At 68.2% G+C, this 19524-nt stretch carries 16 protein-coding genes and 2 pseudogenes; 7 read left to right on the forward strand and 11 right to left on the reverse strand.

The genetic code is table 11. The features are described 5' to 3' along the window. From NA4_RS01305 to NA4_RS01325, 4 genes and pseudogenes are all read right to left on the reverse strand, one after another. A pseudogene (locus tag NA4_RS01305) lies at positions 1-441 on the reverse strand (hypothetical protein); the annotation flags it as partial. 35 nt (positions 442-476) lie between these two features. Beyond that, positions 477-1397, reverse strand: a complete 921-nt coding sequence (locus tag NA4_RS01310; RefSeq protein ID WP_067462559.1) for an RNA polymerase sigma-70 factor — start codon at positions 1395-1397, stop codon at positions 477-479. Between the two features lie 139 nt (positions 1398-1536). Then, positions 1537-2727, reverse strand: a complete 1191-nt coding sequence (locus NA4_RS01315) for an NAD(P)/FAD-dependent oxidoreductase (RefSeq protein ID WP_067462562.1) — start codon at positions 2725-2727, stop codon at positions 1537-1539. Between the two features lie 592 nt (positions 2728-3319). Beyond that, positions 3320-4573 (reverse strand): cytochrome P450, encoded by a 1254-nt coding sequence (locus NA4_RS01325; protein WP_067462566.1) that lies wholly within the window; start codon positions 4571-4573, stop codon positions 3320-3322. Positions 4574-4678: 105 nt separating this feature from the next. On the opposite strand from NA4_RS01325, the gene NA4_RS01330 reads away from it, so the two are divergent. Further along, complete coding sequence (locus NA4_RS01330; RefSeq protein WP_067462569.1) at positions 4679-5149, forward strand: winged helix-turn-helix transcriptional regulator; 471 nt, start codon at positions 4679-4681, stop codon at positions 5147-5149. A 351-nt stretch (positions 5150-5500) separates the two neighbouring features. Here the strand turns inward: NA4_RS01330 and NA4_RS01335 are convergent, their stop codons facing one another. Beyond that, positions 5501-6175 (reverse strand): class I SAM-dependent methyltransferase, encoded by a 675-nt coding sequence (locus tag NA4_RS01335; RefSeq protein ID WP_157128732.1) that lies wholly within the window; start codon positions 6173-6175, stop codon positions 5501-5503. Between the two features lie 99 nt (positions 6176-6274). Here NA4_RS01335 and NA4_RS41185 point away from each other — a divergent pair, with 99 nt between their 5' ends. Beyond that, entirely contained in the window at positions 6275-6439 is a 165-nt protein-coding gene (locus NA4_RS41185) for a hypothetical protein (RefSeq protein ID WP_169810960.1), read from the forward strand. Positions 6440-6478: 39 nt separating this feature from the next. Here the strand turns inward: NA4_RS41185 and NA4_RS01340 are convergent, their stop codons facing one another. The 4 genes from NA4_RS01340 to NA4_RS01355 all read right to left on the reverse strand — a co-directional run bounded on the left by NA4_RS01340 (position 6479) and on the right by NA4_RS01355 (position 11045). Next, positions 6479-6823, reverse strand: coding sequence for a hypothetical protein (locus NA4_RS01340; protein WP_157128733.1), 345 nt, complete (start codon positions 6821-6823; stop codon positions 6479-6481). 119 nt (positions 6824-6942) lie between these two features. Next, positions 6943-8622: a glycerol-3-phosphate dehydrogenase gene (gene glpD, locus NA4_RS01345; RefSeq protein WP_067462576.1), complete on the reverse strand. Its 1680-nt coding sequence runs from the start codon at positions 8620-8622 to the stop codon at positions 6943-6945. A 51-nt stretch (positions 8623-8673) separates the two neighbouring features. Next, the gene (gene glpK / locus NA4_RS01350; protein ID WP_067462578.1) at positions 8674-10194 is read right to left on the reverse strand and encodes a glycerol kinase GlpK; all 1521 of its coding nucleotides are present in this window, start codon (positions 10192-10194) and stop codon (positions 8674-8676) included. A gap of 35 nt (positions 10195-10229) precedes the next feature. After that, a complete protein-coding gene (locus NA4_RS01355) occupies positions 10230-11045 on the reverse strand; it encodes an MIP/aquaporin family protein (RefSeq protein WP_067462581.1) in 816 nt (271 codons plus the stop codon). A 261-nt stretch (positions 11046-11306) separates the two neighbouring features. Here NA4_RS01355 and NA4_RS01360 point away from each other — a divergent pair, with 261 nt between their 5' ends. The 5 genes from NA4_RS01360 to NA4_RS01385 all read left to right on the forward strand — a co-directional run bounded on the left by NA4_RS01360 (position 11307) and on the right by NA4_RS01385 (position 18027). Continuing rightward, complete coding sequence (locus NA4_RS01360) at positions 11307-12071, forward strand: IclR family transcriptional regulator (protein ID WP_067462582.1); 765 nt, start codon at positions 11307-11309, stop codon at positions 12069-12071. A 48-nt stretch (positions 12072-12119) separates the two neighbouring features. Next, positions 12120-13634 (forward strand): glycerol kinase GlpK, encoded by a 1515-nt coding sequence (gene glpK, locus NA4_RS01365; protein WP_067462585.1) that lies wholly within the window; start codon positions 12120-12122, stop codon positions 13632-13634. A gap of 653 nt (positions 13635-14287) precedes the next feature. Further along, positions 14288-15484, forward strand: coding sequence for a cytochrome P450 family protein (locus NA4_RS01375; protein ID WP_067462591.1), 1197 nt, complete (start codon positions 14288-14290; stop codon positions 15482-15484). Positions 15485-15568: 84 nt separating this feature from the next. Beyond that, positions 15569-16846, forward strand: coding sequence for a wax ester/triacylglycerol synthase domain-containing protein (locus tag NA4_RS01380; protein WP_084496696.1), 1278 nt, complete (start codon positions 15569-15571; stop codon positions 16844-16846). Positions 16847-17187: 341 nt separating this feature from the next. Then, complete coding sequence (locus tag NA4_RS01385; RefSeq protein WP_084496697.1) at positions 17188-18027, forward strand: DUF72 domain-containing protein; 840 nt, start codon at positions 17188-17190, stop codon at positions 18025-18027. Between the two features lie 52 nt (positions 18028-18079). On the opposite strand, the pseudogene NA4_RS42385 reads toward NA4_RS01385, so the two are convergent. Both NA4_RS42385 and NA4_RS01390 read right to left on the reverse strand, forming a co-directional pair. Further along, positions 18080-18264, reverse strand: a pseudogene (locus tag NA4_RS42385) (YceI family protein); the annotation flags it as partial. Positions 18265-18290: 26 nt separating this feature from the next. Beyond that, entirely contained in the window at positions 18291-19517 is a 1227-nt protein-coding gene (locus tag NA4_RS01390) for an alpha/beta hydrolase (RefSeq protein WP_218022225.1), read from the reverse strand. Between the last annotated feature and the right edge of the window lie 7 nt (positions 19518-19524).

Genomic DNA, 19524 nt, shown 5'->3' on the forward strand with positions numbered 1-19524 from the left:
TAGGGCGGCGAGGTCGCGGACCCCGGTCGGCGTGCTGGTGCTGCCTGCCTGGCCGAGGCCGGTCGCCATGGCCTGCAGGGTTTGAGCGATGGCTGGGCTGGCGGCGGAGGCGACGATGACTTGCGGGGTGCCGGAGCCGAGGTCGATCGCCCCGTATACCTGCCGGTCGCGGATGAGTTGTTCCGCGGCCGTGGTGTCGGTGACTTCGGTGATGTCGAAGCCGCCTGGCAGGCGTCGGTCGAGTGCGGTCCGGGTCTGCGCGACCGCGGTGGCCGGCCCGGCGACGGCGATCGGGACATCGTGGACCGACGACCGTACCGACGGCCAGGCGAAGGCGACCAGCAGCACGCTGGTGATCGCCGTGAGCAGGACGACCGCTGCGGCGACCTTCGGCCATCGCGACGGAAGTGTATCGGTGGCGAGCGGTGCCCGCGTGGTCATGTCTACTCCTCGGACAGCTGGGCCGTGACCGGTGTTCAACGCAGGGTGAGTGGGGTCTCGGATTCGATGTGGGTCAGTTTGTGCGGGTTGCGGACGTAGTAGACGCCGCTGATGTGGGTGTCCTCGACGCGCAGCGCGATGACGCCGTCGAGTTCCCCATTCACGTGCAGAGCCAGTGCGGGGCTACCGTTGACCGTCGTCGGCTCGACGGTGAGCACGACGTCGTTCTTGGTGAGGCCGCCGACGATGAAGCGGGCTACCTTGTCGGCACCGATGACCGGCCGTGGTGTCGCCTTCTTGATGCCGCCTCCGTCGCTGATCGCCACAACGTCCGGGGCGAGCACGTCGAGCAGGCCCTGTAGGTCTCGTGTCTCGAGCGCACGCTGGAACGCTTCGAGAACTGCCTGGGCCTGGCGCGCGGTGACCGAGCGGCGCGGACGGCGGGCTTCGACGTGGCGGCGGGCGCGATGGGCGATCTGATGCACGGCGGCGGGGGTCTTGTCCACCGCGGCCGCGATCTCGTCGTAGCCGATCCCGAATGCTTCGCGCAAGACGAACACCGCCCGCTCGGTCGGGGTCAATGTCTCGAGTACGAGCATCAGCGCCATCGAGACGCTTTCGGCGAGTTCGACATCGGCGGCCACATCCGCAGTGGTGAGCAGTGGCTCCGGCAGCCAGGAGCCCACGTATGACTCCCTGCGGCGTTTCATCGACCGCAGCCGGTTGAGCGCTTGGCGGGTGGTGACCCGAACCAGGTAGGCACGAGGTTCGTCGACCTGCGCCGCGTCGACTCCGACCCAGCGCAGCCAGGTCTCCTGCAAGACGTCGTCGGCGTCGGCCCCCGATCCGAGCATTTCGTAGGCGACGGTGAACAGCAGATTGCGATGCGCGACGAACGTTTCGGTCGCCTCGACGGTGGCGCGGTCGCGACTGGCGAATTCCTGTGGGGTGTTCATGGGGTCCTCTCCCGTGCGTCGTGAGGTCCGAGTTCGGGTCGCCGATCACGCACGATGTGCGGCAGCGTCCGAGGAGATCCGGGCGATGACGGACATCGTGCGGCCGAGATCACCGGCAGCCGACACTGGGTTCTGTGTTCTACGCGACCGTCTCCGCCGCGTCGCTGTGCTGGGCCGCCAGCTGCGCCGGCCGATGCTGGCCGTCCTTCGGCCAGTGGTGCGAACCGGGCTTACGCGCCTCGGTCACCAGATGTTTCACGCTGGCGGCACAGCTGAACTCCTTGATCGTCTTGCCCGCGAACCCGGTGAAGTACAGCGGCACCGCGGTGTCGTCCTTGTGAGCGAGCTGGAAGATCCCGGTGCGGCGGCCGAAGCTGATGCACATCGCGGGAAACGACAGGTCGATCGGCGTCGGCTGCTTGCCCGCGATCCGGTTCAGCACGGTGTCGGCGGCATGCGCACCCAGGCACCCCGCGGCGTAGGCGCTCATCCTGAACGGCAGGTCGGATGGTGCCGACGAGTCACCCGCCGCGACGATGCGCTCGTCGTCGACACTGGTCAGTGTCTCGTCGGTAAGCAGACGCCCGGCGGCATCGGTACGCAGCCCGCTAGTGGCCGCCAGGTCGGGGACACCGAAACCCACGGTCCACACGGTGACCTGACTTGCCAACGTGCGGCCGTCGGCGAGTTCCACGGCCTCCCGTGTGACCGCGGTAACCGACGCATCGGGGCCTTCCAGCACGCTGACTCCCAGCTCGGCGAGGTATTTGCGGGCGGTGCGCCGGGCCCTCGGGTGCAGATACGGACCGAGCTCACCGCCAGAGACCAGCGTCACGGCGCGCCCCTGCTCCGCCAGCTCCGCGGCGGTCTCGATGCCAGCCGGACCGCCCCCGACGACCGTCACCGGGGCCGTCATCGACGTGTCGAAGAGCACCGACCGCAGCCGCTGCGCCGCCTCCAAGGTCGCGACCGGGTAGGCGAACTCGGCCGCGCCCGGCACCCGCGGGCCGCCGCTGACGCTGCCCACCGCGTAGATCAGATAGTCGTAGCCGATCGTGCCGCCCTCGGCCAGGGCCACACTGCGCCCGGCCGCATCGATCCGCGTCACGTTGTCGACGACCAGCCGCACACCATCGGCCAGGACGTCCTGGTATTCGACGACCGCATCGTGCGTCCCGCCCACCAACTGGTGCAGGCGCAGTCGCGGAACGAAGACCGGGCGCGGGTTGATCACGGTCACCGTCACGTCCTCGCGCTGCGTCAAACGATTGGCCGCCATCACACCGGCGTATCCGCCGCCGATCACGACCACATCGGTGTTCTTGCTCATGGTGTCTCCTTCGCTTCGAGAGGCTCGTGAACAAGACACCGCGGCGACGAGAATCCTGACACTCTGTGACGCAGGTCACCGAATGGCTCGCGTGATCGTCCACCATCCAGTGTTCTGAAAGTGGGTGAAGGTGGGCGCGTGCCCGCCTGTCTGTGTCGGAGCGGGCTCGACCTCGACCCCCGGGTGGCTCGACCTGCGCGTGGCCGTCGCGGCGGGCACCTGCGGCGTGCTTGTGCGCGCCGCGACGGTGGAATCCGCACTCACCCGCCAGAGGATGCGGTCAGCGGCATCGGCGATGGCCTGCGGCATCTTCCAGATCAGTGCCTACACTCCCGCGCGCTGCCACCGCCGGAACAGCCGTTACACCGCCGGAACAGCCCGTACACCGTCTGCCACAGCCCGTGACACTCCGGCACGTCCCGCCAAGTCCGCGCAGATGGCCGTGTGGTCATCGAGCGAGAACCGTGTCATGTGCCAGGCAGCGCGAGAATGCGGCCACGTGCACGTTGAGGTTTGAGCCGACTTCGGCGACAGCTGCTTTCGCTCGCCTTCGAGATCACGCCCGAGACACCAATGTCATGGGACATCACTGCTACCGGGGTCGAATGGCCGCGAACTCGATGGGCAACTGAGCAGGTCCACGCAGATTGACGTGTTCCCGGTAGCGCGGGGGGTCCACCGGTAGCGATGGGGATTCGACGCGCTGGGCGAACCGGGTCAGTGCTACCCGTGCTTCCAAGCGGGCCAGCGGTGCGCCGACGCAGAAGTGGGCTCCGAGGCCGAAGGCCAAGTGGCGATTGTCGCGGGCCGGATCGAATCGGTCGGGGTCGGCGAACACCGCGGGATCGCGATGTGCGGCGGCGATCAGCAGCACTACCAGGTCGCCGCCCTGAATGTCCATGCCGCCGATGGTCAGATCGTCGGCGGCGATGCGTGGAATCAGCTGAACCGGAGGGTCGAACCGCAACGTCTCCTCGACCACACCGGGTCCTCGGTCCGGGTCCGCGCGGAGTGCGGCGAGTTCATGGGGCCGGCGCAGCAAGGCGAGGGTCGCGTTGGCGATGAGGTTGACCGTTGTCTCATGTCCCGCGACCAGTAGCAGCGCGCAGGTCGCGATGAGCTCCGCGTGGGTGAGCACGTCACCGGCGTCCTCGGCCGCGATGAGTTCGGAGAGCAGATCCGGGCCCGGCGTGCAGCGGCGGCGTTCGGTGAGTTCTTCGAAGTATGCGTGCAATTCGGTGCCGGCGCGCTGGATTTCGGCCTTGTCGGCGCGGAACTGAGGAGCCGCGCGCGAGGTCGGATCGAGGGTGCGCGACAGCAGCGCGGACCAATTGCTCAGCCGCGCTTCGTCTTCCAACGGCACACCGAGCAGTTCACAGATCACGGTCACGGGGAGCGGATAGGCCAAGTGCTCGACCGCGTCGAAGGTCCCGGCATGGGCGCGCTGGTCGAGCAGATCGTCGACGATCTCGGTGATTCGCGGCTCCAACTGCCGGGCGACGCGCGGAGTGAACGCCTTCGACACCAGGCGGCGCAGGCGGGTGTGGTCCGGCGGGTCGAGGAAGAGGAACGACGGCTTCGCCTGTGCCGCACCGTCTTCGCGTGTTCCGTCGTAGATGGGCATGGAACCGAGCTGCAACCGCGCGAGCGACCGGTCGACGCTGGCCCGCGGATCGCGCAGCATCGCGGCGCAGTCGTCGTAACGGGTCAGTACGACCACGGGTGCGGTGCCGATCCGGAACGGGCCGGACTCGCGCAGCCGGGCGAAAAGGGGGTACGGGTCCGGCCGCACCGCCGGGTCGAGCAGCCGCACGTAGTCGTCGGTCGGGTGGTTCGTGGTCGTCATCGACACTCCCAGCGGTCCGGCCCGGAGTCGGCGCCGAGCTTATCGGTATTATTCCGATACCGATGGTAGGAAGGCAATACCGCTAGGGGATGCGAAAATGTCGCCATGACACTCCGGCGCCCGGTCGACGATTCGGTCACCCGCGTCGTCGAACTGCTCGGCGACCGGTGGACCATCCTGCTGATCGCCGAGGCGTTCTTCGGGGTGCACCGCTTCAGCGATTTCGCCCGCAATATCGGCATCACCAACCGCAATCTGCTCACCAGCCGCCTGCGCATGCTGATCGACGCGGGCATCCTCACCCGCACCGACCACGGCGGTGGACGCGTCGACTATCACCTCACCGCCGCGGGCCGCGAGCTGTATCCGATCGTCATCTCCATGATGGTCTGGGGTGACAAGCACCTGGTCGGGGCGGAAGGCCCGCCGATCGTGCTCGAACATCGCCGCTGCGGACACCAGACCGCGCCGGTGCTGGTTTGCGACCACTGCCGCGAGCCGCTCGACCCGCGCGAGGTCGAACCCAAGGCGGGGCCGGGCTTCCACCAGCCGCCAGGCGCCGAACAAACCGGATAGCCAGGTTCGTAGGCCCTTTCGAGCCGCTGTCGGCACGGCAGCGGGCGGACATCGAGGACAGTGTTGGTCCGGTCGCCGAGACCGCCGGAGCGGATCCGCCCGCGGTGCGCTGGAACTGGCGCCGTTCAGTCCAGCAGGCGGAAGAAGGCTTCGGCTAGATAGAACGGCAGCAGGACGTAATACAGCAGCATCGCCATCGAATCGGCTCCGATCATGAACGCAGGTCCCACGTCGTGCGGCACGTCGCACCGGGATTGGAGACCGAGTGGTCTCACGAGAGCGGGACGCTAGTGCAGCGTCGCATCGTCGGCAAGACCGATCAGCGTGTCGCCGGACAGCAGCGTGCCTGCGTTACTCGCGGCGGATCCTGGCCAGCCACGCGGCGAGATCGACTTTGCCGGATTCGGAGACCTCCAGGCCTTCCGCGTTCTGGGCCACCGTGTCGGTGATCCGTCCCCGGTAGCGAGTAGGACGCAGGTCCTCCAGCGTCCAGCCGTCGCGGAAGGATTCCCGGATCAGGGTGTCGCTGATCCGAGGACCGAACCCGGGCTCGGTGTCGGAGAGCGCGAGGACATGGAGAATGCCGCCGGGCTTGCAGACCGCATGCAGGCTGCGGACATACGCGGCGCGCTCGGCGTCCTCGGTCCCGAAAACATGGAACAACGCGCTGTCGACGATGGTGTCGAACGCGGGCGCAGATCCGGGCGGGTCACCGGCGAAATCCGCTCGTTCGCCCAATGCGAGCGCATCGGCCACCTCGAACGCGGCAGTCGGCACGCCCTGTGCGGCGGCATTGGCGCGGGCATACTCCACCGCGCTGGGTGACATGTCGATCCCGCGCGCGTCGTATCCGAGTCTGGTCAGCAGGATCGTGTGCTCGCCTGCACCGGAGCCGGGATCGAGCACACGTCCGGTGATCCACCCCTCGCGTTCCAGTTCGACGATGGCGGGCTGTGGCTCGCCGATCACCCAGGGAGCGGTGTCATTGTCGTAGACGGAATTCCAGAAATCAGCTGGACGAGTCATGGCTCCATGGTCCATCCTCAACCGCGCTCGAGGTCAAGATCGGACAGACCGTCTACCGGCACCCTGCGTCGAGGGCCCACGACCGGGTACGCGCCGGGTATGAGCACACCCGATATCGATCCCACCACGGCGCAGTCGATGCGGCAGGACGCGGATTTCGCCGACGAGCACACCAAGCCGACGCACGCCGACGAGCATCCCACCGGCGAAGAGCTGGAGACCGACGAGTCGACTCCGCGCGGGCACGGTGGCATGGACCGGTGACCACGACACGGCACGGGTGAGCGGAACCGTGCCACGCGGTCAGCCGATGGCGGTCAGCCCGGCCGTGTCGGCGGATTGGTCACGGGCCGCCGGCACGGCATGGGTCCAGGCGATCGCGCGCTCGGCGGGTGGGGGCGTCGCAGCCCAGGCACGCGCTGCCGGACACGGTCCGAGGAACAATCGTTCGCACGGCAGGCGCGGCAGTAGCCGACAGTCCTCGATGGTGCTGCGGAGCAATTCGATCGTGCACCACTGATTGCGCATCCAATCATGGAGCAGATTGGACACCGCTGCCGCAGCCGCCGCGTAGTCGAACGCCACGTCAGCCAGCCAGATCCGTAGGTGCACATCACCTATGGGTGGGAACGATCCCTCGGCGCTCATGGCCTATCGCCTCCTACACCTTTCCGGATGAGGCAATCAGTCGGCTTCGCGCGGCTTGCGGCATGGACCGGATGAGTACGGCGTGGCACGGTTCGCCGGGAACCGTGCCACGCACGGGCTCAGGCGATGGCGACCAGCCGGGCCGCGTTGGCGGATTCGTCGTCGGCCGCCTGGTTGGCGGCCAGCTCCGCATGCACCCGCTCGCGGTAGCGGGCGATCTCGCGCTCGGTGGCGGCGGCGTCCCAGCCCAGGTGGGCGCCGATCAGCCAGGCCACCTCCGGACCGGCGGCCAGTCCGCGGTCGGACGCCTCGATGGAGATCCGGGTCCGGCGGGTGAGCACGTCGTCCAGGTGCAGCGCGCCCTCGTGGGTCACCGCGTACACCGCCTCGGCGCCGAGGTAGTCCGGCGCCCCGGTCAGCGGCTTGCCGAGGTCGGGTTCGCGTGCGATCAGGTCGAACAGGTCGGTGATCGCCGAACCGTAGCGCCCGAGCAGCCGCTCCACCGTCGCCCTCGGCAGGCCCGCACGCTGCGCGAGGCTGTCCAGGTCGGCGGCGAGTTCCTGGTAGCCGACCGCGCCGATGATCGGCAGATGCTCGGTCACCGACGGGGCCGCCGCCCGGCCGAGCCCCGCCACGGCCGCGTCGACGACGTCGGCGGCCATCACGCGGTAGGTGGTGTACTTGCCGCCCGCGATCACGAACAACCCTGGGGCCGGTTCGGCGACCGCGTGCTCCCGGGAGAGCGTCGCGGTGTCGGCCGACGCGCCGGACAGCAGCGGACGCAGCCCCGCGTAGGTGCCGACGACGTCCTCGTGCGTGAGCGGATCGCGCAGCACCCGGTTGACCTGGTCGAGCAGGTACCGCACGTCGGCGTTGCTGGCGGCCGGGTGGTCCTTGTCCAGCGACCAATCCGTGTCCGTGGTGCCGATGATCCAGTGCGCGTGCCACGGGATGACGAACAGCACGCTCTTCTCGGTGCGCATGATCAAGCCCGTGTCCAGGTTCAGGCGGTGGCGTGGCACCAGGATGTGCACGCCCTTGGACATGCGGACGTGGAACGGGAAATCGACCCCGGTCATCCGGTTCATCTCGTCGGTCCACACGCCGGTCGCGCTGATCACCCGGCGCGCGCGCACGGTGTGCACCCGGCCGGTCTCCAGATCGGTGACCTCCGCGCCGACCACGCGTTCGCCGTCGCGCAGCAGCGCGGTCACCTTGGTGCGGGTGAGCACGGTCGCGCCGTGCTGGGCCGCGGTGCGGGCGATCATCATGGTGTGGCGGGCGTCGTCGACCTGGGCGTCGAAGTACCGGATGGCGCCGGTCAGCGCGTCCGCCCGCAAGGCGGGCGCCAGTTCCAGCGCGCGCGTGCGGGACAGGTGCCGGTGCATCGGCAGTGCGCGGGCACCGCCGATGGTGTCGTACAGCGCGACACCGGCTCCGATGTAGGCGCGCTCCCACACCCGATGCCGCAACGGCAGCAGGAACGGGACGGGCCGCACCAGGTGGGGCGCGAGGCGGTGCAGCAGCAGGCTGCGCTCTTTCAACGCCTCGCGCACCAGCCAGAAGTCGAGCTGCTCCAGATAACGCAAGCCACCGTGGATGAGCTTGCTGGAGCGGCTCGAGGTGCCTGCCGCGAAGTCCCTGGCCTCCACCAGGGTCACGGTCAGGCCGCGGGAGGCGGCGTCGAGGGCGGCGCCCGCGCCGACCACGCCACCGCCGATGACGAGCACATCGATCTCGGTGTCGCCGAGTGAGTTCACCGCGCGGGCGCGGTACTGGGAGTCCAATCGTGCGGACACAGCGGTATCTCTCCTTGTTTCGGTGTTATTCGGATAGGCCGACGTCGCCCCTCATTCGTCGACGTCGATCCAATCGAGGGTGCGGGCGACGGCCTTCTTCCAGCGCGCGTAACCGCGCTCGCGCTGCTCCTCCGACCAGGTGGGGCTCCAGCGCTTGGCCTCGTTCCAGTTCTGTTCGAGCTCGTCGGTGTCGTTCCAGAATCCGACGGCCAGCCCCGCCGCGTAGGCGGCGCCGAGCGCGGTGGTCTCGGCGACTACCGGACGCGACACCGGCACACCGAGGAAGTCGGCCTGCAACTGCATGCACAGCTCATTGGCGGTGACGCCGCCGTCCACGCGCAGGACGTCCAGCTTCACACCGGAGTCGGCCTGCATGGCTTCGACCACGTCCCGGGTCTGGTAGCAGATCGATTCCAGCGTCGCCCGCGCGAGATGGGCGTTGGTGCTGTAGCGCGACAGGCCGACGATGGCGCCGCGCGCATCCGAGCGCCAGTACGGCGCGAACAATCCGGAGAACGCCGGGACGAAGTACACCCCGCCGTTGTCCTCGGCCTGCCGGGCCAGCGATTCGCTCTGCGACGCACCGGAGATGATGCCCAGCTGATCGCGCAGCCACTGCACCGCCGAGCCGGTCACCGCGATCGAACCCTCCAGCGCGTACACCGGCTTGTCCGAGCCGAGCTGGTAGGCGACCGTGGTGAGCAGGCCGTGCTGCGACCGCACGATCTCGGTTCCGGTGTTCAGCAGCAGGAAGTTGCCGGTGCCGTAGGTGTTCTTGGCTTCGCCGGGACGGAAGCAGACCTGCCCCACCGTGGCCGCCTGCTGGTCGCCGAGCACACCCGACAGCGGCACCGCACCGCCGAACGGGCCGTCGGGGCGGGTGGTGCCGAACAGCTCCGGGTTGGACGAGGGGGCGATGGCGGGCAGCATCGCGCGCGGGATGCCGAAGATCGACAGCAGCTCGTCGTCCCAGTCCAGCGTCTCCAGGCTCATCAGCATGGTGCGGCTGGCATTGGTCGGATCGGTGACGTGTACCCCGCCGTCCACGCCGCCGGTGAGCTGCCACAGCAACCAGGTGTCGGTGGTGCCGAAGAGCGCGTCGCCGCGCTCGGCATCCTCGGCCACACCCGGGACGTTGTCCAGGATCCAGCGCAGCTTCCCGCCGGAGAAGTAGGTGGCGGGCGGCAGGCCCGCCTTGCGCCGGATCGTTTCGCCGTGCCCGGCCTTCTCCAGATCGGCGGCGATGCGATCGGTGCGGGTGTCCTGCCACACGATGGCGTTGCAGTACGGCCGCCCGGTCTTGCGGTTCCACACCACCGTGGTTTCGCGCTGGTTGGTGACGCCGACCGCGGCCAAGTCGCTCGCGACCAGGTCGGCCTTGGTGAGGGTGCTCTGGATGACCGCGCGGGTGCGCTCCCAGATCTCGGTCGGGTTGTGCTCCACCCACCCGGGGCGCGGCAGGATCTGCTCATGCTCGAGCTGGTGGCGGGCAACCTCGTTGCCGCTGTGGTCGAACACCATGAAACGGGTGCTCGTGGTGCCTTGGTCGATGGCGCCGACGAACTTGGTCATCGCGGTCCTTTCGAGAAACTGCTGTCGGAAACGGATCAGAACAGGAACTGGGCTGCGAGACCGGCGAGCGCGCCGCCGACCAGCGGGCCGAGCACCGGCACCCAGGCATAACCCCAGTCGGAGTTCTTGCCGCGCGGTTCGGTGCCGGCTTCCGGAGATTCCAGCGCCGCACCGGCGCCAACGGTGACCGGCACCCGGTTCGCCTCGGCAGGCACGGGCTTGCTGACCGGCAGCAGTGCGTGCGCGATGCGCGGACCGAGGTCGCGAGCCGGGTTGATGGCGTATCCGGTCGGGCCGCCGAGCGACGCGCCGATGCCGACGACAAGGAACGCCGCCGCGACCGGGCCGAGCCCGGTGGGGGTGTGCCCGAACGCGAGGATCACCAGGACCAGGGTGAACGTGCCGATCACCTCGGTGGCGAAGTTCCAGCGGAAGGCGCGGATCGCGGGGCCGGTGGCGAACACCGCGAGCTTCTTCTCCTCGTCGGTCTCCTCGTCGAAGTGGCGCTTGTAGGCCAGGTAGGCAGCGGTCGCGCCGAGGAAGGCGCCGACCAGCTGACCGCTCAGATAGGCGAGCGTGGTGGCGCCCGAGATGGCGATTCCGGAGGAGTACTCGTCGGCGCCGCTGAACAGGATGCCGATGGTGACCGCGGGATTGAGGTGGCCGCCGGTCTTATAGGCGACATAAACGCCGGCCAGCACCGCGAACCCCCATCCAATGTTGATCAGTAGCCAGCCGCCGTCCTGTCCCTTGGACTTGGCCAGCAGTACGTTCGCGACCACACCGACCCCGAGCAGCAGCAGTACCCCTGTACCGAGTGCTTCGCTGAGGAAGATTGAGCCGAAGTTCATCGTTGAGCCTCCGTTTCGCCCCGCAGGTCGCGGGCGCGACCGTGCGTGAAACGGAAAATTACGGGGGGATTTCACAGTCCGACATAGCTCGTGTTCGACAATGTCGAATGGCTCGGCTGGTTGCCGGAACGCGGCGCCACTACCGTCCGACCCGCGAGGAGGATGTATGGCGCAGCTCACACTGGGTTTCAATGATGTAACCCAGGTATCACCGAAGATTCGACATTGTCGAATCGCGACTTGCCGGATAGGTTTCCCGATATGCCAGGTCCGATCCAATCAATCGAGCGGGCGGCGGCTGTCTTGCGGTTGCTGGCCCGTGGATCCGGCCGTCTCGGCATCGGCGACATCGCGGGTGCGCTGGATCTGGCCAAGCCGACCGCGCACGGCATTCTGCGCACGTTGCAGGGCGTCGGTTTCGTCGAGCAGGACCCGGCGACCGGCAGGTATCAGCTCGGTGCGGCGCTGCTGCACCTGGGCACCAGCTATCTCGACGCCAACGAGCTGCGCTCACGGGCGATCAACTGGGCCGACGCGCTGGCGGCGCGTACCGGAGAGTCGGTGCGGATCGGCGCCCCGGTCGACGGCGCGGTGGTGGTGGTCCACCACGTGTTCCGGCCGGACAACACCGAGCAGGCGCTCGAGCTCGGCGAACTCCTGCCCCCGCACGCCACCGCTCTGGGCAAGGTCCTGCTGGCCTACGACACCGACCTGGCCGCCACGGTACGCGGAAGCGAACTGGCTCCGCTCACCCACCGCACTCTCGTCGACCGAGCCGCGCTGGCCAGGGCGCTGGCCGGGGTACGGCAGGCCGGTTGGGCAGGTGAAACCGAGGAGTTCCGGTCGGGCGAGGCGGGTATCGCCGCGCCGATCCGGGCGCCCGGCGGTCTCGTGGTCGGCGCGATCGGCATCACCGGCCGGGTGGATCGGTTGTGCGACGCACAGTTGCGGCACCGGCGGGCGCTGGTCGGTTTCGTCCTCGACGCCGCACGGGCGGTCTCGAGGGATCTCGGTGCCCCGCACTGAGTTCCGGCAGGCCGGTGACCGGCCGACTTCGGCCGAAGGCGGCCGCCGATGACGCAACGCTACGTGCTGTCCATCGACCAGGGCACCACCTCCACCCGCTGCATCCTGTTCGACCAGCGCGCCCGCTTGGTCGGCGTCGGGCAGCGCCCGCATCAGCAGTACCATCCGCGCCCGGGATGGGCCGAGCAGGACGCGCTGGAGATCTGGCGCAACGTCGAACGGATCGTGCCGCAGGCGATGCGGGATTCCGGCGTCGCCGCCAACCAGATCGTCGCGCTCGGCATCGCTAATCAGCGTGAGACCACCGTGGTGTGGGACCGCCGCACCGGGATGCCGATCGGGCGCGCCATCGTCTGGCAGGACGTGCGCACCGAGGATTTGGTCGGCGAAATGCGCGAACGTCCGGGTGCGGACCGGATCCGCGAGCTGTGCGGCCTGCCGCTGGCCACGTACTTCGCGGCGCCGCGGCTGCGGTGGATGCTGGACGCCGTCCCGGGTCTGCGCGAGCGCGCCGAGCGCGGCGAGGTGCTGTTCGGCACCATGGAGACCTGGCTGATCTGGAATCTCACCGGCGGTGTCGACGGCGGGCTGCACCTCACCGATGTCACCAATGCCAGCCGCACTTTGCTGATGAACCTCAGCACCCTCACCTGGGACGACGAACTGCTGGCGTTCTTCGGCATTCCCGCCGCGATGCTGCCGCACATCCAGCGCTCCACCGCGTCCTATGGTGTGACCCGCCGGGTGGTGCCCAGCATCCCGATCGCCGCCGCGCTGGGCGACCAGCACGCCGCCCTGTTCGGCCAAACCTGTTTCGCGCGCGGGGAAACCAAGTGCACCTACGGCACCGGCGGATTCCTCATGATGAACACCGGACGCGAGCTGGTGCGGTCCGAGCACGGTCTGCTCACCACGATCGGCTACCAGATCGGTCCCGAGCCGGTGTACGCGTTGGAGGGACCGATCGCGGTCACCGGCTCGCTCGTGCAGTGGGTGCGGGACAACATCGGCCTGGTCACCAGCGCACCGGAGATCGAAACCCTCGCGCGCAGCGTCGAAGACAACGGCGGCTGCTATGTGGTGCCCGCCTTCTCCGGGCTGTACGCGCCACACTGGCGCAGCGACGCCCGCGGCCTCATCGCCGGACTGACCTCTTACATCACCAAGGGGCATATCGCCCGCGCCGTGCTGGAGGCCACCGCGTGGCAGACCCGCGACGTGGTCGAGGCGATGAACACCGACTCCGGCCTGCAGGCCGCCGCCCTGCGCGTGGACGGCGGCATGACGTCGAACAACCTGCTCATGCAGATCGTGGCCGACGTGCTCGACGTTCCCGTCCTGCGTCCGTTCGTCGCCGAAACCGTCTCGCTCGGCGCGGCGTATGCCGCCGGCCTCGCCGTCGGCTACTGGCCGGATCTGGAAGGGCTGCGCAATAATTGGCGCCTTGCCGCCCAATGGATTCCGCGGATGGACCCGGCGCATCGCGAGAACGAGTACGAGAATTGGCGGCGCGCGGTCGAGCTGACTTTCGGCTGGGTGCAATCGAAACCGCGGGCCCGGTAGCCGACTTTCGCGCGTGCGAAAGCGCCCGAACACCACCGGCATCTCCCGCGAGGTGTCGGGCACCATACGCCCGGCGGCGATCAACGTTTGCCGTGCTGCTGCATTGCGCGGGCACGTGTCGGCGTGGCATCCGCGATGGCGCTGCATGGTGGCGTGCGCTTCAGGCAAGCTCAGCGGGTGGTCGGCTGCCTCCTGCGCGCAGAGACCGCCGCACCGCAGTATGCCCGGGGCCTTGTGCATGTCCAAGAACTAGTCGGGCACATGATGCGCTCGGCGCGACGTGACCTCACAACGGGCGAACTCGGCCGCCTCGCGCAACGAGTCGGCGTCATACCCGTCTGACCGACAGGAGTTAGGAGTCGAGTTTTCCGCGCACCTGGTCTACGGCGTGGCCGAGCGGTGGTCGGCCTTCACCAACCGGGTTCGACGGCCGAAACTTCGAATCGGCTGTGGCCGATGCGGCGCGGCATAGTTCGCACGAAACACCCCTGGACAGTACGCTCCTCGAAGTAGCACTAGTTGTTCGGCGGCCGAAAGCCGGGAGGCGCGGATGACCGCGTCCCCACAACACACGAATATCTGGAGTTCCATTCTTGAGTACGACACAGTCCCGACCGGACACCCCGACCTGTCCGGTCGTCCACGGCTCGCCGATGGCTTCCGAAGGTCCGAGGGTGCCGCTGTACTCGTCGGAATTCGCCTCGGATCCGCACCGTGTTTACGACGAAATGCGAAGGCAGTACGGCTCTTTGGCTCCGGTTGAGCTGGCGCCGGGCGTGCCGGCCACGTTGGTGGTCGGGTATGACACCGCGCTGCGGATTCTCAACGATCCCGAGCACTTCCCTGTCGATCCGCGCACCTGGCAGCAGAACATCCCGGCCGACTGCCCGGTCCTGCCGCTTATGGAGTGGCGTCCCAACGGGACTCGAAACGACGGAGCGGTCCTCCAGCGCTACCGGCAGGCAATCACCACGAGTATCGACGCGGTAGATCTGTACGCTCTCCATGCCACCGTGGAGAAGATCGCCATCCCGCTGGTCAACACCTTTTGCCAGGCCGGTGCAGCCGATCTGATCAGCCAGTACGCGCTCCCACTTTCCTTCGCGGTCACCGATTCCCTGCTCGGCTGCCCGCCGGAGATCGGACGGCGGGTCGCCGCAGGCATGGCCGCGATGCTCGAGGGGATCGATGCCGAGGACGGCAACCAGATGATCGCCGAGGCGCTGCTGGAACTGGTGGCCCTCAAACGAACCCATCCTGGCAACGACATCACCTCGCTACTGCTGCGGCATCCGGCCGAACTCGATGAACTGGAGATGATCCACCAGCTGACGAGCTTCTACGGCGCCGGGATCGAACTGCAACAGAACCTGATCGGCAATACCCTGCTGCTGATCCTCACCGACGAACGCTTCGGCGGAAGCGTCGTCGCCGGGAACCTGTCCACCCGCGACGCTCTGGACGAAGTCTTGTTCAACAACCCGCCGCTGGCAAACCTCCTCACCACCTACCCCCGTCAGCCGATCCTCATCGACGACGTCTGGCTGCCCGCGCACCAGCCGATCCTCATCAGCATGGCCGGCTGCAACAACGACCCCGCGATCCGGACCGAGAATCGCACAGGCAATCGCTCGCATCTGGCATGGGGCATCGGCCCACACGCCTGCCCCGCGCCGTCGCTGGCCTACATGATCGCTCAGGACGCGATCGATCAGCTTCTCGATGCGCTGCCCGAGATCCGGCTGGCCGTACCTGCCGACGCACCGACCTGGCGGCCTGGTCCCTTCCACCGGGCCTTAGTGGCTCTGCCGGTCACCTTTCCCCCTTCTGCTCCGTTGAACGAGCACTGAGAATCTCGCAATCTCCCGCCCGCGTCGGAAGCGACTATCGGCCGGCGATGCCACCGAAGCCGCACAATTGAAGGAAACTGCACGATGAGCGCACTCCGGAGCACCCTCGACCTGCCCACTACGGCAATGGATCGGACGCTACGCGGTTTAGGCTCTCCCGAAATTCCGCTGAATATCGGCGCAGTTCTGCATTTCGACGGACAACCGCCCCACCTCGGTGACATCCAGGACTACATCGCTACCCGGCTGGCTGCTCTGCCGGCGTTGGCTGTATGGATGACCCGGGGAGCCCGGCATTGGACGGTGGCCGACGAGGTGGACCTGACCAGCCATGTTGTCGAGCACGTTGTGCCCGCCCAGGATAATCTGGAGCAGGTCGTTGTCGAGCTGGCGAAAACTCCGCTGCCGGAGAGCGCTCCGCACTGGCGGATGTGGTTGCTGCGCGGTTACGCGCCGGATCGATACGCCCTGTTGTATCTGGTGCACCACTGCGTACAAGACGGCGCGGGAATGCTTCGAACACTGGAGTCGCTGTTCGCACCTGGTGTCCCCGAGAGTGAATCGTCGGCGGCATATCACGGTTTCGCCCAATACCCTCGCACGTCGGCCCGCACGCGAGTGCAGTGCGCCGCAACGGATCTGCAGAGCCTTCGGAGCCTGGGTGCCTGGGACCTGCCCGAATGTCGGCCCGCACATGAGGTCGGATTCGCGTGGAGCCGCGTGCCCACCAGCACGCTCACCTCCGTCGCCCGCGCTTTCGGCTGCACCCGCAATGACGTATATGTCGCAGCACTCGCCCACGCGCTCACCCGCTGGCAGAGCGAGATACGTGGGAGTGCCGACTTGCCCGACATACCGTTACTGGTGGCGGCCAATGTCCGTCGCCCGGACGAGGTCGCCCTGGCGGGCAACAGGACAGCCATCCCCTACCTCAGACTGCCGGGAGCGCCGCTGCCCTTCGACCAACGGCTGACCAGCACCATCCGCGCCACTGCACCATTGAAGTCACCAACTGTCCGGGCAGCGTTGCGCCGCAACTTCGACAGCACGCCCGCATGGCTCATGCGCACAACGTTTTCCGCTATTTCGACTCCGCGACGTACTCCGGCCGCGGTGTCGAATGTCGTTTTGCGTCATCCCCTCGCGCTGCACGGCGATCCCGTCACCGCGATCGATCCGATTACGACCACCCTCGGAGGCATTCCGCTGAGCGTGCTCCTCCTTGTCAATGGAGACAGCGCCACCGCATGCTTCAGAACGAACGCCGGATACTCCGGCCTCGATCAAATACACCGCACGTGGGAACAGACCTTGCTCTCATGGCAGAGCAACGCGGCCACAGCTGAGTCGATCCCAGGCTAGGGTCCTGCGCCCATAGGCCAACGGCATGGTTTCCGTGCGAGTTCGAATTGGTACTTTGCAGTGCCCTTGCTCAGGACTGCCATTGTGCCCATCGCGCAGGTGGTGAGGCTGGTTTCAGCGCACCCGGCCGCGGTTCCATCGGCCACAGATCACACGGTACTGTCGGTACCATGACCAGCGACGATGCGTCTAGTCTCAGAGCGCACACTGGTAACTCATCGGGTACGCCCAGAACCTGAGCGGCATCCAACGCAGGACCTGAACGCAAATCTCGCCTCACCCGGCTGGTACGGCCTGAAGACACGGAGAGGCGGGACAGCGCCTGGGATAACGTCGAAGGCATGCGGCTTCACGTGGGGTGTGCGATGTGGACGCACGCGGCATGGCAGGAACGGCAGCTCCCTCCGGGGGAGCGGCTGCGCTGGTACGCCACGTGGTGCAACGCGGTGGAGGGCAACACGACGTTCTACGCCACCCCGTCGCGGCGCACCGTGGAATCGTGGGCGAGCCAGTGCGATTCGGAGTTCCGGTTCGTGCTCAAGCTGCCCCGACCGATCACGCACGAGCGCAGGCTGTCCGGCGTCGAGGAGGAGCTGCGGTCGTTCCTCGCCGCGATGGCGCCGCTCGGGGAACGCGTGCACGCGCTATGGGTGCAGCTGCCCGGCTCGTTCGGTCCGACCGATCTCGGCGCGCTCGCCGGATTCCTGCGCCTGCTGCCGCGCGCCTACCGCCCCGCCGTCGAAGTCCGTCATCCCGCGTTCTTCGGCGACGAGCAGGCCGCGCGCAGACTCGAGTATGTGCTGTCGCGCGTCGACGCCGAATGGATACCGTTCGACACCACAGTGCTTTTCGACGGTCCGGCCGCCAGCGCGGCCGAGCAGGAGGCGGCGGCGAAGAAGCCGCGGGTGCGACGTCGGATGCGCGCGTTGACGGCAAACCCGATCGTGCGTTATCACGGCCGCGACGACGTCGAGCGGACGGTCGCGGGCTGGCAACCGTGGGTGGCCACGGTCGCCGCATGGCTGCGCGAAGGCAGGTCGCCGACGGTGTTCCTGCACACCCCGGACAACGCGGGCGCGCTGGAGCTGGCTCGCCGTTTCCATGACGAGGTCCGTGCGCGCCTGCCGGAGCTGGACCCGCTGCCCGAGCCCGTGCCCGCCGAGCCGATGACGCTGTTCTGACCGAGAAGGACGCTCCCGCACGGAACGTCTTTGCCGTTCGGGACCGCAGGCCGACTTCGATCGTGAGCGTGATCTTGTCGCCGATCACCGCGCCGCCGCCGGGCAGCGGCATGTCGATGGTGATGCCGAAATCGCGGCGATGGATCACGGTCTTGGCTTCGAAGCCGGCGACCGGCCCTGGCCCGCGCCGGGATGCACGCCGAGGAACTCGACGGCGAGCGATACCGGCTCGGTGACGCTCCCAGGCGGCGGTGTGGCGTCGGTCAGGCCAGATTTTCCTCCAGCCAGGTGCGGGTGAGAAGGCGGGTCACCTGGGCGCCGGTGTCGAGTTCGGTGCTGCCGAAGGCGTGGTCGAGGAAGGGGAGTTCGACGTAGCGGTGGGGGATGGCCGCGGCGTCGAGCGCGGCGGCGTAGGCCGCGGTGTGCGCGGCGAGCACGAGGTGGTCGTTCGCGCCCTGGACCAACAGTGTCGGCGGGGACTTGCCGGTGATGTGCGGCGCGGAGTCGGTCGCGGTGTAGCGATCGGGATACTGCTCGGGCGTTCCGCCGAGATACTTCCGGGCCGCGCCGGACCCGACCGCGGTCTCGGTGCCGGAGGCGGTGAGGTCGACCACGGGATACAGCGCGATCACCGCGCCCACCCGGGGCAGGTCGGCGGCGTTGCCGCAGCTGGGCCGCAGGACACCGGCGTTGATCTTGTTCGCAACGTTGATCGCGAGATTGCCGCCCGCCGAGCCGCCGAACGCGGCGACACGGCCCATGTCCCAGTTGTACTGCCGCGCGTGTGCCGCGGCCCAGGTCAGTGCGCAGGCGACGTCGGCGTCCGCGGTGTCCCAGCGGTGCGCGGCGTCGTCGGAGAGGCGGTAGTCCACATCGAGGACGGCGTAGCCGTTGTCGGCCAGCCATGTGGTGTAGGCGTTGGTGCCGCGGCCGCCGCTGACGAACGCGCCGCCGTGAATGCTGAGCACCAGCGGCGCTGGTGCGGATCCGGCTGCGGGCAGGTACAGATCCGCCTGGATCGGCTGCCCGTCGACGGTCGCGTACGTGACGGTTTCGTCGGGCGCGTCGCCGACGGTGCTGAACGGAACGGCCGGGGCGAACGGTATCCACTCGCCCGCGGCGTCTCGCGCCGCGAACACCAGCGCCGCGCTCGTCGTGACGGAAAGTGCCAGACCCACGGCGGCCACCCCGGTCACCGTCCCCGCGACGCGCCGCCGGCCCGCCGCACTCCGGCGCAGCACTACCAGCGCGAGTCCGGCCGTCACCACCGCCAGCACCACGTTCCATGAGCCCATCGCGTCGCGCACCGCGCCGAGCAAGAGCAGGGCGGATTGGCTGATCGCGTTGCGCAGCAACGGCATGACCCACGAGACCGGCACGACGGCGATCAGCTGGCTGAGTGCGACGTACCCGGTCAGCGCCGCCGCGAGCGTCAGCAAACCGAGCCGGGCCAGGCGCCGCGGCGGCTTCGGCGTTCCGGGTGCGGTCATGTCCGCT

Origin of the sequence: Nocardia amamiensis NBRC 102102, from assembly GCF_001612745.1 — a bacterium.
GTDB classification, from domain to species: Bacteria; Actinomycetota; Actinomycetes; order Mycobacteriales; family Mycobacteriaceae; genus Nocardia; species Nocardia amamiensis.